Below are 13,359 nucleotides of genomic sequence, written 5' to 3'. Positions count from 1 at the left end.
AGGATTTAACCCTTTAGGATTAAAGAGATAGCTGAAACCCGGCCTAGAAGGAATGCGGCCTGCGAAGGGGTGGCGGCAGGAAAATTGATCATTTGATCAAGTGCTTAGCGCCGTTTTCATCAAATGCTGAGTTAGGGTAAAACCTTAGAAAAATCCGTTTTATCCGTCCGCTGGACACTATTATGTTTTCCTTGAGCCACTAGAAAGACAGGCGGCATACTGGTTTTAGAACACTCAAAACCACAATAAGAAATCACAGGACGGAGACAGCCATGGGGGCTACTGAACTCACACTGCCATTAAGTCAGGACCTGATCGACGCCATTCGTTTTGATGCGCGGGAAGGCAAAATATGGTTTGGCGAGCAGCGCATGCTCTTGCTGCACGCCAGCGGTTTTGGCCAGCTACGCAAGGAACTGATTGCCTCTTTGGGCAGCGAGCGCGCCAAATACTTTCTGATGCGCTTTGGCTACCACGCGGGCATGAAAGATGCCGAGGTCTCACAAAAAGTGCGCCCGGACCTGTCACTGAAAGAGACCTTTTTGGCCGGCCCGCAAATGCACACCATCCGCGGCATGGTCAAAGTCGTGCCCACCGCCCTGACCTTTGACCGCGACGCAGGCCAGTACTACGGCGAATTTGACTGGTTTGACTCCTATGAAGTCAGCAATCACCAGAAAGAACATGGCCAGTCCAGCGAGCCGGTCTGTTGGAGCTTGCTGGGCTATGCCAGCGGCTACACCAGCTTCTATATGGGCAAGAGCATCATTTACAAAGAAACCCAATGCGGCGCCATGGGCCATAGCCACTGCAAGATCGTGGGCAAGCCAGCCGAGGAATGGGAAGATGATGACCCCGAGATTGACCGTTTCATGCTGCCCGATCCAGTCCAGGACGAACTGTTTGCCTTGCGATGTGAGCTGGTGAAGTTGCGCGAACAGGAGTTCAAGCACTCCAGCGCCAACTTCACCTTGCCCAACTCCATTGGTCAGTCCGCCGCTTACCAGGCCGCCTGTCATCTGCTGGAAAAGGCGGCGCAAAGCAAAGTCTCCGTGCTGCTGCTGGGGGAAACCGGCGTAGGGAAAGAAGCTTTCGCACGCGGCCTGCACGCCGCCAGCGACCGGGCTGATCAACCCTTTGTTGCAGTGAACTGTGCATCCATTCCCCCGGAGCTGATTGAGTCAGAGCTGTTTGGTGTCGAGAAAGGCGCTTATACCGGCGCACATAAATCCCGCCCCGGACGCTTTGAGCGTGCCCAGAGCGGCACCATCTTTCTGGATGAAATCGTGGAGCTATCGCCACGGTCCCAAGCCGCCCTGCTGCGTGTATTGCAAGAACAGGAACTGGAACGCGTGGGTGATGAGAACACTCGCCATATCGACGTGCGCGTGGTGGCGGCCACTAACGAGGATTTGGCCGAAGCCGTACAGAAAGGCACCTTCCGTGCCGACCTGTACTACCGCCTGAATGTCTTTCCCATTCACATTCCGCCGCTGCGCGAGCGTAAAGAAGACATTCCGCTGCTGACCGAATACTTTCTGAACAAATACTCCAGCATGTACAAAAAGCACGTGCTGGGAGTGAGCGACCGCAGCCGTGAATTACTGATGCAATACGACTGGCCAGGCAATATCCGCGAATTTGAAAACATGATCGAACGTGGCGTCATCCTGACCGAGCACAATCACGAAATCGAAACTCACCACCTGTTCCCGCAGCAGAAAAGTGCCTTGCAGTATTTGAGCAGTTTGAATACGCAAGGCTTTATGGCGAAAGAGTCCTGTTTCAGCGCGAACCAGACGCAATATCTGGAGAACCTGCTGGAAACGCCCTTCAACCTGGACGACCTGGAAGAACAAATCATCCAGCTGACGCTGAAGAAAACGAACGGGAATATTTCAGAAGCAGCAAGACGACTGGGGCTGACACGGCCGGCGTTGGCGTATCGCTTAAAAAAGGTGACGATGCCAGCCTGAACAAGGCATCCATAAGCCCGCTTTGGCGAGCAGTTGAAACCTTTAATTGAGTCCGCCTAATCAATCCGAAAACCCGGGCAGAAAATTATTCGCAAGGCAAAATCATCAAAATCTTATAGAAACCGACAAGCTTAAAAACCACAACCCAGCACACAAAGACAACACAGACGGCCAATTCGCTATAATCGCCAAGACAATTTTTAAAAACAACACCAGAAAAACTGATTTTTTAAAAAATAATGCGGATTCCAGGAAAAATAAAAAATCCAAAAAATTCGTGGCAAAGCGAATAGCAAGCAGAGAAATCAAGGAGCCTTACGGCTCCTTATTTTTTATTAATCAAGTAATTTTACTTTTACCGTGAGGCCTGATATGTCTACAAATAACTCAACTGCTCAAGCCATGCTTTATGATGCCAACAAAAAAAGCCTGGGCGTGACCTACCTGCTCTGGTTTTTCCTGGGCACGCTAGGTGGCCATCGCTTTTACATGGGTAAAACGGGTAGCGCCATTGCCATTTTGGTGCTGACCATTCTGGGCGCACTGCTCAGCGTGATGGGGGTTGGGCTGATCATGTTGGGGGTTGCACTGGTATGGGTTCTGGTAGACGCCTTCCTGATCCCGGGCTGGGTACGCAACAAAAACACCTTGCTCGCCACTTCCTTGTCTAACAATGCAGGTTTGCCCGGCTAAACATGATACGAGCCGTCCTGAAAAGGTTTCTTTTAAGGACGGCTCAGTGATACATAAATGAAACGCACACTACTCATCGCATTTTTCCTTATCACCTGCACACTGAGTGCTTTATTCGCCTGGAATTATTTTTCCATCTGGCAGCCCGTTTCCCAGAGCCTTGATAAAGACCATAGAAACAAAACAATTGAAGTCAGAGCCCATTATCAGTACGCCCTCAACCCAAATGTCCTGGTGTTTGATCTACGGTCGTTCTCGGCAGAGACCAGTCAAATCGATATCATGCGCGTACTTTTTCAGACAGCAGACAGCTTGCGTGAAAAATCATTTGAACAAGTTATTCTGGCCTATCAAGGAACAGAGAAATTTGCGCTATCGGGAAAATACTTCAAGAAAATCGGCAAAGAATACGCCTGGCAAAATCCCATCGTCCTGACCCGTACCTTTGCCGAGAACGTCACGGATCTGCAAGGAAAGCCGGCTTTCGGCACCTGGACCGGGGGAATATTTGCGGTCATGAAAAACCAGCTGGACGACCTTGCTACCTTGCATCGTCGATGGTACTTGGACGACTGGATGGCAAACATACGCTGACAGACATGTCAGCCCCTTTAGCTGACTTGACTGCAGGCTCCTGCCCCTTGCGCTGGCCTGATTTCCCCCACCCATTACAATGGGGGCTTATCTAAGGAGTCGTATGTTGGAATTTCAGCCCCGTGAACGGGCGTATTTAGAGAGTATCCATGCCCTGTCGCAAGATCAGGACAGCAATGAAGTGTTTGTAGGACTGAGCCTGACCGAGTCCATCTGGTACGCAAACTATGTGAAGCAGTCTTACCAAGGGGACGTGGCACGCGGCGATGAGGCCGAAGCTCGTTACCTGAGCCTGCATGAGCAGCACGAGCAAGCACGTTGTGCCGTTCTTGCCGCTGAATCGCTACTGCAGTCGTTTGACACAGCGGCACAGTAGGACCCCGTATAGCGACACGCCTCAAGCTGGCGCATCGCCCATAAAAAGCCCGCCCATGTTTCAACAGGCGGGCTTTTTATTACATACGGATTCACGCATTTTTCAGGCTGCCCTCACGCCCCAGCAAGCTCGGCGACAACCGGGAAAGACGCTATAGACGCAGTTCTTTGGATAAAAAGGTTTGCACCCGCTGCGGCCTGCCGTCCAGATCCCCAAAGAATACATCCGTGGGCACGTCTTCCAGAATCTGGCCCTGATCCATGAAAACCATCCGATCCGCCACCTTGCGGGCAAAGCCCATCTCATGGGTCACGCACATCATGGTCATCCCCTCTTCCGCCAAGCTAACCATTACGTCCAGCACCTCGTTGACCATTTCAGGATCCAGGGCCGAGGTAGGCTCGTCAAACAACATGCAGACCGGATCCATGCACAAGGCCCGCGCAATGGCGACACGTTGTTGCTGCCCGCCCGACAAACTGGCTGGATAACGATCCGCCAGCGCTTTCAGGCCCACCCTGTCCAGGTACAGCAAGGCCCGATCATTCGCTTCGTCCCGCTCCCTGCCCAGCACTTTACGCTGCGCCAAGGTCAGATTGGCCAAGACGTTCAGATGCGGAAACAGCTCGAAGTTCTGAAAAACCATCCCGACCCGACTGCGCAAGTCGGGCAGATTCGTTGCCGGATCACCGACAGAAATCCCATCCACGACAATCGTGCCCTGCTGAAACGGTTCCAGACCATTGACGGTTTTCAACAAGGTGGACTTGCCCGAGCCCGAAGGCCCGCACACCACCACGACTTCCTGACGGTCCACCTGGGCCGTGCAGTTCTTGAGCACCTGAAACGTGCCATACCACTTGGAAACACTATCGATACGGATCATTTGCCATCCAGTCGCAGATGTTTGTCATAACGTCGAGCCACACGATTCGCAATCAACTCCAGCGTTGCGCAGATCACGTAGTACATCAGCCCGACAAACAAGAAGATTTCAGTGGGGTGCACCATAACCCGGTTGCTGACCTGGGTGGCCACAAAAGACAGTTCCGCCACGCCAATAACGTAGGCCAGCGACGTATCCTTGATCAAGGCAACCCACTGATTAATAAAAGAAGGCAGCATCACCGGCAAAGCTTGCGGCAGGATGATGGACTTCATGATTTGGGCAGTTTTCAGGCCCAGGGCCTTGCCCGCTTGCCATTGCCCCGCGGGCAAGCTGCTGATGCCCGCAAATACCGAGTGCGCCAGATAGGCGCCACCAATCAAGGACAAGGCGCAGACCACGGTAAACAGACCCGGCACATCCACCTTGAACAGAATGGGCAGCAGAAAATACACCCAGAAAATCAGCATGATCACAGGGATGGCGCGGAAAAAGCCCAGAAACAGCAGCAAAGCGGTATGCGCCACGCCACGCGTCAAGACCAGGGCTATACCAAAAACCAGCCCCAGAACGGCCGACAAGCTTGCCGAGAGCACGCTTAGCAAGAGCGTCAGCGCAGCCCCACCTAAAGGGCCATGCGGATACGCCCCCACCAGGAAGTACAGCAGATTGTCATGGATTACATCGAAGTTCATTACAGCCCACCTCGCACTTGCAGACGGTGGCGTTGTAACCACTGCCCAACCACTTCAACCAGCATGACCAGCAAGACATACAACAGCGTTGCAATCCCAAAGGACTGGAAGGTCTTGAAAGTTTCAGTCTCCACCTGACGGGACGCATAAGACAGCTCTGCCAAGCCAATGGCCATGGTCAACGAGGTGTTCTTGATGACATTCATGTACTGCCCGATCAGCGAGGGAAAGGTATTGCGCAAGGCCTGCGGCATCACCACATAGCGCCAGACCTGCATGGAAGACATGCCCAAGGAGGCTGCTGCGGCCCACTGCCCTTTGCGCACTGCCCTCACACCAGAGCGAAATTCTTCTGCAACAAAAGCCGTGGTGTAGATCGTCAAACCTACAAAGGCGGCCAACATCTCGAAACTGGGCCAATGCACATCGAACAAGACCAGTTGCAAGACATGCTGGGTGTTCAACCATTGAACCAGCTCCGGCGGCATCAATGCCGAGGCGCCGAAATACCAGAAAAACAGTTGCACCAACAAGGGCGTATTACGGAACAGACTCAGGTAAGCACGTACCGGCCAGGCCAGCCAGGCAAACGGCGAGAGCCTGGCAATACACACCAGAAAACCCAAAACAGTTGCAGCGAAAGAGACAACTAAAGAGAGCTGGATCGTGACCCAGAACCCTTGCAGCAACCAACCCACATAGTGGGGTGCCAGCCAGAAATCAGAAGACGGCATAGCAAACACCAAAAAGCAGGATCAAGTGATCCCGCTGTTAAAAACACAAACAGGAAAAGGCCAGCCTGAACACTCAAGGCTGGCCTGCAAGCAAGTGATGACTTAATGTTGCTGACCGATGCGGTACAAGCGCTCCAGCGGTGTTTTGGACTGAGGGCCAAACCAGACGTCATAAATGGCTTGAGCCTTGCCCTGGCTTTCCAGCTCCAGCAAAGTTTCATCCACAAAGGATTTCAGTGCTGTCTCGCCTTTGGGGATACCAATACCGATCAAGTCCTCGGAAATGCTGAAGGCCGGAATTTCATAGTTTTCCTTGTCCGGCACATTGGCCAGCAAACCAATCAGCTTGGGACCATCCTGAGTGATGGCCTGCACATTGCCGTTACGCAAAGCGGTAAAAGCAAAGGGGGTATCGTCATAGGCAACCAGCTTGGCCTGGGGGTATTTTTCACGCAGAACGATCTCATTGACCGTCCCTTTATCCACACCAATACGCAGCGAGTTCAACTGCTCGGGCGAGGACAAAACGCCTTTTTTAGCCAGAAACTGCTGGCCCGATGCAAAGTACGGAATGCTGAAATCTACCTGTTTGGCACGCTCTTCCGTGATGGTGAAGTTGGCCAAAACCAGATCTACTTTATTGGACGTCAACAGCGGCACACGATTGGCCGGGTTGGTTGGCAAGACTTCCAGCTTCACGCCCAGCTTGTCAGCCAGAGCCTGAGCAAAATCCACATCCAGACCGGTGATCTGGCGGGACTTCTGATCCACAAAACCAAACGGTGGATTGCTGTCGAAAGACGCTACTTTCAAGACACCCGTTTTCTTGATGTCATCCAGACGATCAGCCTGGGCCACTCCAGCCACCAACGCCAGGGTAAGGGTCGCGGCAATGCTTAAAAACGACTTCATAGTAAAAACATTCCGATAAAAAAAATGGCACGTCCGATACATACCGTCGTGCCATTCGACCACAGCCAAAAGCTCTTCAAAACGATCTAATTCCCCCATGCTTATAACTAAAAACGCTAAGAGGCTATGCTGTTTTATGCAGGCGCAGAAGCATCGATCATCGAATGCACGCTACTGCTTGGTGGAAATCACCTTTTGGACCGCAAAGCCTTGGGATGCCGCGTAATCCAGCAAGTCACTGACAAGCTGCGGATCAGCCTGTTTTTCTCGGGACAAGACCCAGAGATATTTCCGATCCGGCGTACCGACCAAAGAATACTGGTAATCCCCTTCCAGCTTCATGATCCAGTAGTCACCCCACACCATTGGGAACCAGGACAGCCATTTCGGAGCAAAACGCACTTCCAGTATCGCCGGATCAGCAGGCTCCACACTCGTCGACAAACGCCCCTGCCCGATGGCTTGCTTCACCTCACCGTCCGTACCCTGACAACGATTGGTAACAGTAATCGTCTTGTCCGCTTCCATCAGGTAATTAGCTTGCACATCTCCAGCACATTCACGCTGAAAGTTATTGGGTAGACGCGCCTGCTCGTACCAGGTGCCCATGTACTTACTCAGGTCTACATCTTCCTGGGTCGCCAGATCGGCGTTGGAAGAAGCGCAGGCGACCAATAACGCAGATAACGACAGGAAAAGAATTCTTTTCATCACGGAGTTCTCCTTGTAGGTGACCCAAGATCGAGTTTCTGGAATCTTCCTTTGATAGATCGACCGGTCCAGTTTGCAGCAAGCGCAGCCCTGGCCCTGCTTATGCATCTGGCCAGTCATAGCATCAGGAAAACAGCTTAACCACCTCTTCGCCTGTCATCTCTCGCGTTTTGTTAGCGAATGCGTAGTTATCAGGCTTGTCATCAATAAAGACCTGCAGCTCGAACGGCCAGCTCCCGCTATCCTTGAACAAGCCAGCAGAAACAGCATGGAAACCACCGGCCTTGAGCTTGTAAAACAAGTGCGTACCGCATACATCACAAAAACTGCGCTCCGCCCACTCCGAAGAGGCATAGGAGCGCACATGCTCCGCGCCTTCAATTACTGGGGCTTCATGGGACTCCAGCGACAAGAAGGGGCCACCTGACCAACTGCGGCAGATGCCGCAGTGGCAAGCGCTGATTGAAGGCTTTTGCTGCTGAAAACTGATCGAGACGGCACCGCACAGACAGTTGCCGTGAATCGTGGATTTATTGTTTGCCATACGAGCCTCTGTAGGTAGATGGATAAGCAATTCTAACGGCTGAATCGTCCCGTAATGGAAATTCGATATGAGGCTTTCCCAAGGCCAGGTGCAACAAAACCTGGGCCCCAGAAACAGCACTGCCCGCTACAAAGCGGGCTTATTCGTTCAGTCCGCTATAACGGACCCTTACCCATTTACTGCTGCTTGATGCTCATGTTTTCTTCAAGGCTAATGGTGCAAGACCTCCCTTTGCCAATCGTCCTGATACGGCCTTTAATTGTCACCGTGTCACCCATATTGAACACATTCAGTTGCTCAGTGCGGCGGTTGATCAAGGAAGAAAAGACGATAGGTCCGCTGCTGACTCGAACGTCAAACTGCTTGGCACTGCCCCATACTTTTGAGTTCATGCCACTCATGGCCTCGGCCAGTGTATTTTGCTCCATGGCCACCAATTTGCCAGTCACCTCAACCGTTTTCCCACTGTATTTGTTCACAGCACGCGCATGATTGGAACGCATCTCTGAACAAATCTGTGCCGGAGTGTCAGCAATCGGGCCCGCCCCCATCGCTTCATTGACACTGGCAAACGCATCATCAATGCCTTTAGTCATGGAGTTCATCGTTTCACATCCCGCCAAGCCCACTGACAGGGCAGCTATAAATACGATCTTCTTCACTTCCCGCTTCCTTTATTACCAAAAAAAAATAAGCCGCGAGTACAGCAGGCAGGGTCAGCCTATTCCGGACAAAAAAGCATAAAGCCAGACGATGGACACTTTAAATAAAACTTAATTAATTTTTAGGAATTTTTCCTACCTATTGCCGTTGGAGACTGGGCTCCGCTCCCCCTCAAAAAGCCTCCTTAAAGACAAGCCCTTGCTTTCCGACATAACGCCCCAAGGTAGGGGCATGGTGTGTAAATACACCCACTCAACTTTTCATGTATTTATCAAGATGACAAAAAGCGCTATTAATCCCTCCACCGTATTCAATTCCTTGCAATACGGTTTCAGCCAGGGCCTGGTGGTCACAGGCAACCGCCGTGTCATGCTCTCTGGCCAAGTAGGTGTAGATGCTCAGGAACAAACCGTAGCTGGTGGAATGCGCGAGCAAACAGAAGCCGCCTTGGACAATATTGAACTAGTCCTGGCCGAGGTTGGCGGCAAGATGGATCAGGTAATCATGCTGCGGATTTTTATCCGGGAAGATGCAAGCTCACCACAAGAGCAGGACGACATAGCTGCTGCGCTGCTGAAGCGATTTCCCGTCAATCCACCACCCTCTTCCTGGATCTTGATCAGTGGCTTGGCCAAGCCTGAGTGGCTGATCGAGATTGAGGCTGAAGCGATGCTGGATTGATCGCTGCTGTTAAGTCGCCTCCCGTACGGAGTCGACATAAAAAAAGACCTCGGATCTTGACGAGGTCTTTAGGCTCCCTTTTCGCTGGGGAGCTTTTTTTATTCATAAGCCTACAAGCTGCGCGTAAAAACTTAAAGAAAGTCTCTGCTTACTCCTCGACAACCGGAGCATCAGCCATCCCTTTTTTCACAGACTCAATACTGTGTTGTGCGCTCTGCTTACTGCTATAGCCTTCGGAGCTAACGCAAATAATGTTCCCATTCGCGGCCTTGAATCGCCACCGCCATTCACCACTTTTGTCCTTGTAAAGCACAAATTTCATGATGACCCTCTTTAGGTATGAGCGCACGTCGCGCAAACCGTATCCTAAAACTGGAGTTGATCAGCAGGTATTGGGGTTTACGTGGCAGGCCAACAAGTGACTGAATTGCCATCAAACCACACCTCTTTTACTGACAACGCAAGAGATATGCCATCAAGTCAGGCAAGAACCCAAGCAAGGAAAAAAGTGCAACTCATCAGGTTTTGGGTAGTGGACACTTCGAGCGGCATTCCTCATCCAAAGCGGCGAACGAATGTCCCGCATTGACCTAACAGAGATCAATACGAGAGCTTGATTTATGCGCTAAGCTTTTCCGACCACGTCGACGGTCTTGCAATCGGCGTGCCGAATGTTCGGAGAGAATAAAGCATCATGTATTACGGTGAACGTTTCAATGCCTGGTCACATCTGATCGGTGCAGTTCTGGCTGTAGGCGGCGTATCTTGGCTAATTGTCATGGCGAGCTTTACCGGGGACCCCTGGCGCATCACCAGCACGGCCATTTACGGCGCCACACTTATCCTGCTGTACCTGATTTCCACCTTGTACCACTGCTTCAAGGGACGGGCCAAAAACGTCTTCCGCAAGCTGGATCACTTTTCCATCTACCTGTTGATTGCTGGCAGCTACACGCCCTTCTGCCTGGTAACGCTGCGAGGCCCTTGGGGATGGAGTCTGTTCGGCGTGGTCTGGGGTTTGGCACTGATTGGCATTCTTCAAGATATTCGCCCACGTTCGCCGGCACGCATACTATCGCTGGTGATCTATGCCGTTATGGGGTGGATTGTGTTGCTGGCACTGGGTCCGCTGGCAGACAATCTGGGCTCGGAAGGCTTTTCCTGGCTGGCGGCAGGGGGAGCAATTTATACCGCCGGGATCGTGTTCTTTGTGTTTGATGAACGCTTCCGACATTGGCACGGTATCTGGCATTTGTTTGTGCTGGCTGGCAGCGCAGCGCATTTTCTGGCCATCTCCCAGTATGTTGTCATGTAAAACAAAGCACCCGGGCGCGAACACACAAAAAAGCCTCTACCGAGGCTTTTTTTTCGACTGGCATACGCTCTGTTATGTCTGATGAAATCTGATTACATCTAAAGGTAGGGATCTGTGGCGAAGATCTTTTCCTGCTCCTAGAATAAAGCAACGCAACTAGAAGCGAGGCTTGCATGATCACACTAGAGACGGGACTATATCTTCGTGTTCAAGAGCTGAAGGATGGGCCCAAGCCCTCCCCGCTTCAAAGCGGATTCAATATGCAGACCGCTTACCGTGCCCTGGGGATGTTCAACCCGTCAGAGACATCGGACGCCTTCTTTATTTTGGCTAACGACAGGGACGAAATCTGGTTTATCTGTAATCGCCATTTACGAGCCGTTGGGGTCAGTCCTGAACCTAGAGAGCTTAGACGCGCGCTGGATTCAATATAGGCATTGATAGTGCAGGCTATGGCCGTAGAAAACAAAAAAGCCCCAAAGCATTGATCTTTGGGGCTTTTCTTGGCACAGCTTGGAGCTGTGTGCATGTATTCTGGTAGGCAGTACTGGAACGGGGGTGTTTTGTTAGGGTGTTGATATGCTTGGGCTTCCTCTTTCACGAGCAGGCCGCATACCCCCATCCATGCCCCCAAACGTGAAAGTGCGTCTACAAGGAGCGGATGACTACCCTACGAATTAAGCCCCGACACGTCACCGACAGCCCGCCTTAGAGCGGGCTTTTTTTGCATCAATATACTTCTAAACAAACTCATGGCCAAGTGAAGCGATTAAATACCTTGATTGCATCACTACATGATTCGGGGCTTGTCCCATTAGATTGGTCTAAAGCCGCAATTCGAGCACCTTCAAAAAAAATAGGAAGATATACCTGTTGGTCACTTTTAGAGAAGCGCCTATCCATCCACCCTCCTACCCGCTTGGACTCAGCCTCCACCTCCACTCCGCAAGCTGCAGCCCTACCCAGCACAATCGCATAAGTCGTGAGTCTATCAATATCAGCATCGGAAACTGCGTAAGACTGAACCGAGAAACCCATTATAAAAATCGATAAAAAACCAAATATTTTTTTCACTCGCACACCTGAGATTTAAAGTTTGTATTAACCGAATGAAGCTCTAAGACCCGCTAAGCAGCATCATGCACCAGCAACTGCACTTGACAACCATGTCGGCCTAGGTAGTCAAGCGTATAAACCTTTATATGATTCCTATCGTGCCCAAGGCTTAGCGCAGGCAGAATCAAGTGTGAGTCACGCGAATAAGTTGCTGGCTCATTATCTAAACGGTATAGAAAACCGGACAAGCCTCTATCCCATCCAAGCTATTGCCTAAAACGGCTTTCCCCAAACTATAAAACCTCATAGCGAAGTAAGCTCATCGGCTTCTTCATCTGGAACTGCAGGCGGATTTTCGACTAAGTTTCCTTTATTCAAATGCTCAAATGGCTTAGCCTCTGAATCAGCCAGGACGGAATCCCAATTCCCCCGATTAACTCCTTCCACATTTAACCAAAGCAGCACAATCTCATACTGAGATAGCTGCGATTTAATGAGATCATAATAGCGTTTTCGCTGCACCGCTGCAGCCCCTATTTCTGCCCCTTGATCCTTCACATATTTGAATAAGTGATAGACTGTCCTAAAATAGTGCTCTATCTCCCAACCATCCATTTCCAAAAAGCGCTGATACGCAGTTGTCAGCGGCACTCTATCTTTCTGTGAAATTGAAACTATTTTCCGGTAAAAAAGTCGAAAACAATCACGGCCGTAAATAACAGTCTTGTCTTTCATCTTACGATCAATAGACTGCAGAACTGAATCATGAAGCGAAAGCAGTGTAAAAAACTGATGCTCAAATGCCTGAAGCTTCGCTGCTTGGGTTTGGCTACGCAAGGTCGCCGCGACGAGTACGACTGAAATTAAGCCAAATATAGGATTGAGCAATCCTCCCATGTAGTCACCGAATTGCCCCCACTCAGCGACCGCGTTAGAAATATCTGCCTTCCTAAAGTTCAGAGCAAATGCCCCCAACAGAACCACAATAGCGGAAACTCCGAAACGAAATGGATAACGAATAAGCATATTAGCAATTTTCATAAATGGACAGCGCGATAATTAGCGACAAAGGTTTAACTGCCCAGCGTGCTATAGATCGTATCAACCTGAAACCACTAACCAGTTGTTCGTATCCATATTGTTGGCTGGAGAAAACAATAAAACTTGCAGCCTGAATTTTCAAGCATGTATTTTGTGTGAAGCTCCAAACAGTTTATGAAGCAAATTTACAATAAATTCTGTTGCAAGGCGTATAGCTTGCATTAAAACAGACTTATCTGTAAAGGGTAAAAAAGCACACAACGTGGCATAACTTAAGGCACCCTTTAAAATTTGAGTGGGAGAGGAGCAACCCAAATGGCTGTTATGGAATTGCAAGTAGGAAGTGCACTTTGGGTCTTGGTTTCAACTTATAGATACCAAGTACCCAGCAAGTGGCACATTCGTACTCAAATACTAGTTTCTACTCTTTACACACGCCCCACTATTCCCCAACTCTCTTTCCACATGGGCAAGTACTCTAA

General features: G+C 50.6%; 17 protein-coding genes. 7 read left to right on the top strand and 10 right to left on the bottom strand.

The annotated features are described in order from the left end of the window. Nucleotides 1-272 precede the first annotated feature (272 nt). The 5 genes from M2Q46_RS02840 (at nt 273) to M2Q46_RS02820 (ending at nt 3,639) form a co-directional block, all read left to right on the top strand. The gene (locus tag M2Q46_RS02840) at nt 273-1,976 is read left to right on the top strand and encodes a sigma-54-dependent Fis family transcriptional regulator (protein WP_035267740.1); all 1,704 of its coding nucleotides are present in this window, start codon (nt 273-275) and stop codon (nt 1,974-1,976) included. A gap of 46 nt (nt 1,977-2,022) precedes the next feature. Continuing rightward, on the top strand, nt 2,023-2,340 hold the full coding sequence (locus tag M2Q46_RS02835; protein WP_302356729.1) for a hypothetical protein: 318 nt from the start codon (nt 2,023-2,025) through the stop codon (nt 2,338-2,340). Between the two features lie 8 nt (nt 2,341-2,348). Further along, nucleotides 2,349-2,669: a TM2 domain-containing protein gene (locus M2Q46_RS02830; RefSeq protein WP_026482708.1), complete on the top strand. Its 321-nt coding sequence runs from the start codon at nt 2,349-2,351 to the stop codon at nt 2,667-2,669. A 57-nt stretch (nt 2,670-2,726) separates the two neighbouring features. Beyond that, nucleotides 2,727-3,263 carry a hypothetical protein gene (locus M2Q46_RS02825; RefSeq protein WP_302356727.1) on the top strand — a complete coding sequence of 179 codons (537 nt, stop codon included), beginning with the start codon at nt 2,727-2,729 and terminating at the stop codon, nt 3,261-3,263. Nucleotides 3,264-3,366: 103 nt separating this feature from the next. Further along, nucleotides 3,367-3,639: a hypothetical protein gene (locus M2Q46_RS02820; RefSeq protein ID WP_035267745.1), complete on the top strand. Its 273-nt coding sequence runs from the start codon at nt 3,367-3,369 to the stop codon at nt 3,637-3,639. Nucleotides 3,640-3,790: 151 nt separating this feature from the next. Here the strand turns inward: M2Q46_RS02820 and M2Q46_RS02815 are convergent, their stop codons facing one another. From M2Q46_RS02815 to M2Q46_RS02785, 7 genes are all read right to left on the bottom strand, one after another. Next, complete coding sequence (locus M2Q46_RS02815) at nt 3,791-4,525, bottom strand: amino acid ABC transporter ATP-binding protein (protein ID WP_035267747.1); 735 nt, start codon at nt 4,523-4,525, stop codon at nt 3,791-3,793. After that, nucleotides 4,522-5,220 carry an amino acid ABC transporter permease gene (locus tag M2Q46_RS02810; RefSeq protein ID WP_035267749.1) on the bottom strand — a complete coding sequence of 233 codons (699 nt, stop codon included), beginning with the start codon at nt 5,218-5,220 and terminating at the stop codon, nt 4,522-4,524. The genes M2Q46_RS02815 and M2Q46_RS02810 overlap by 4 nt, the downstream gene beginning before the upstream one ends. Next, on the bottom strand, nt 5,220-5,954 hold the full coding sequence (locus M2Q46_RS02805; protein ID WP_302356723.1) for an amino acid ABC transporter permease: 735 nt from the start codon (nt 5,952-5,954) through the stop codon (nt 5,220-5,222). The genes M2Q46_RS02810 and M2Q46_RS02805 overlap by 1 nt, the downstream gene beginning before the upstream one ends. A gap of 102 nt (nt 5,955-6,056) precedes the next feature. Then, nucleotides 6,057-6,866, bottom strand: a complete 810-nt coding sequence (locus tag M2Q46_RS02800; RefSeq protein WP_268378218.1) for an ABC transporter substrate-binding protein — start codon at nt 6,864-6,866, stop codon at nt 6,057-6,059. 171 nt (nt 6,867-7,037) lie between these two features. Next, nucleotides 7,038-7,577, bottom strand: coding sequence for a lipocalin family protein (locus tag M2Q46_RS02795; protein WP_302356720.1), 540 nt, complete (start codon nt 7,575-7,577; stop codon nt 7,038-7,040). Between the two features lie 124 nt (nt 7,578-7,701). Continuing rightward, nucleotides 7,702-8,121 (bottom strand): GFA family protein, encoded by a 420-nt coding sequence (locus M2Q46_RS02790; protein ID WP_203144731.1) that lies wholly within the window; start codon nt 8,119-8,121, stop codon nt 7,702-7,704. A 176-nt stretch (nt 8,122-8,297) separates the two neighbouring features. Next, nucleotides 8,298-8,726: a hypothetical protein gene (locus M2Q46_RS02785; RefSeq protein WP_302356718.1), complete on the bottom strand. Its 429-nt coding sequence runs from the start codon at nt 8,724-8,726 to the stop codon at nt 8,298-8,300. A 334-nt stretch (nt 8,727-9,060) separates the two neighbouring features. On the opposite strand from M2Q46_RS02785, the gene M2Q46_RS02780 reads away from it, so the two are divergent. Continuing rightward, nucleotides 9,061-9,465 carry a RidA family protein gene (locus M2Q46_RS02780; protein ID WP_035268694.1) on the top strand — a complete coding sequence of 135 codons (405 nt, stop codon included), beginning with the start codon at nt 9,061-9,063 and terminating at the stop codon, nt 9,463-9,465. 148 nt (nt 9,466-9,613) lie between these two features. Here the strand turns inward: M2Q46_RS02780 and M2Q46_RS02775 are convergent, their stop codons facing one another. Further along, complete coding sequence (locus M2Q46_RS02775) at nt 9,614-9,787, bottom strand: DUF1508 domain-containing protein (protein WP_021446666.1); 174 nt, start codon at nt 9,785-9,787, stop codon at nt 9,614-9,616. A 372-nt stretch (nt 9,788-10,159) separates the two neighbouring features. Here M2Q46_RS02775 and M2Q46_RS02770 point away from each other — a divergent pair, with 372 nt between their 5' ends. After that, nucleotides 10,160-10,780: a hemolysin III family protein gene (locus M2Q46_RS02770; protein WP_009454498.1), complete on the top strand. Its 621-nt coding sequence runs from the start codon at nt 10,160-10,162 to the stop codon at nt 10,778-10,780. A gap of 750 nt (nt 10,781-11,530) precedes the next feature. On the opposite strand, the gene M2Q46_RS02765 is transcribed toward M2Q46_RS02770, so the two are convergent. Both M2Q46_RS02765 and M2Q46_RS02760 read right to left on the bottom strand, forming a co-directional pair. Then, nucleotides 11,531-11,854: a hypothetical protein gene (locus M2Q46_RS02765; protein ID WP_302356715.1), complete on the bottom strand. Its 324-nt coding sequence runs from the start codon at nt 11,852-11,854 to the stop codon at nt 11,531-11,533. A gap of 285 nt (nt 11,855-12,139) precedes the next feature. Beyond that, nucleotides 12,140-12,877, bottom strand: coding sequence for a putative phage abortive infection protein (locus M2Q46_RS02760; RefSeq protein ID WP_302356714.1), 738 nt, complete (start codon nt 12,875-12,877; stop codon nt 12,140-12,142). Between the last annotated feature and the right edge of the window lie 482 nt (nt 12,878-13,359).

Origin of the sequence: Alcaligenes sp. YSL9, from assembly GCF_030515105.1 — a bacterium.
GTDB classification, from domain to species: domain Bacteria; phylum Pseudomonadota; class Gammaproteobacteria; order Burkholderiales; family Burkholderiaceae_B; genus Alcaligenes; species Alcaligenes phenolicus.
This window is presented reverse-complemented; position numbering and strand designations above follow the sequence as displayed.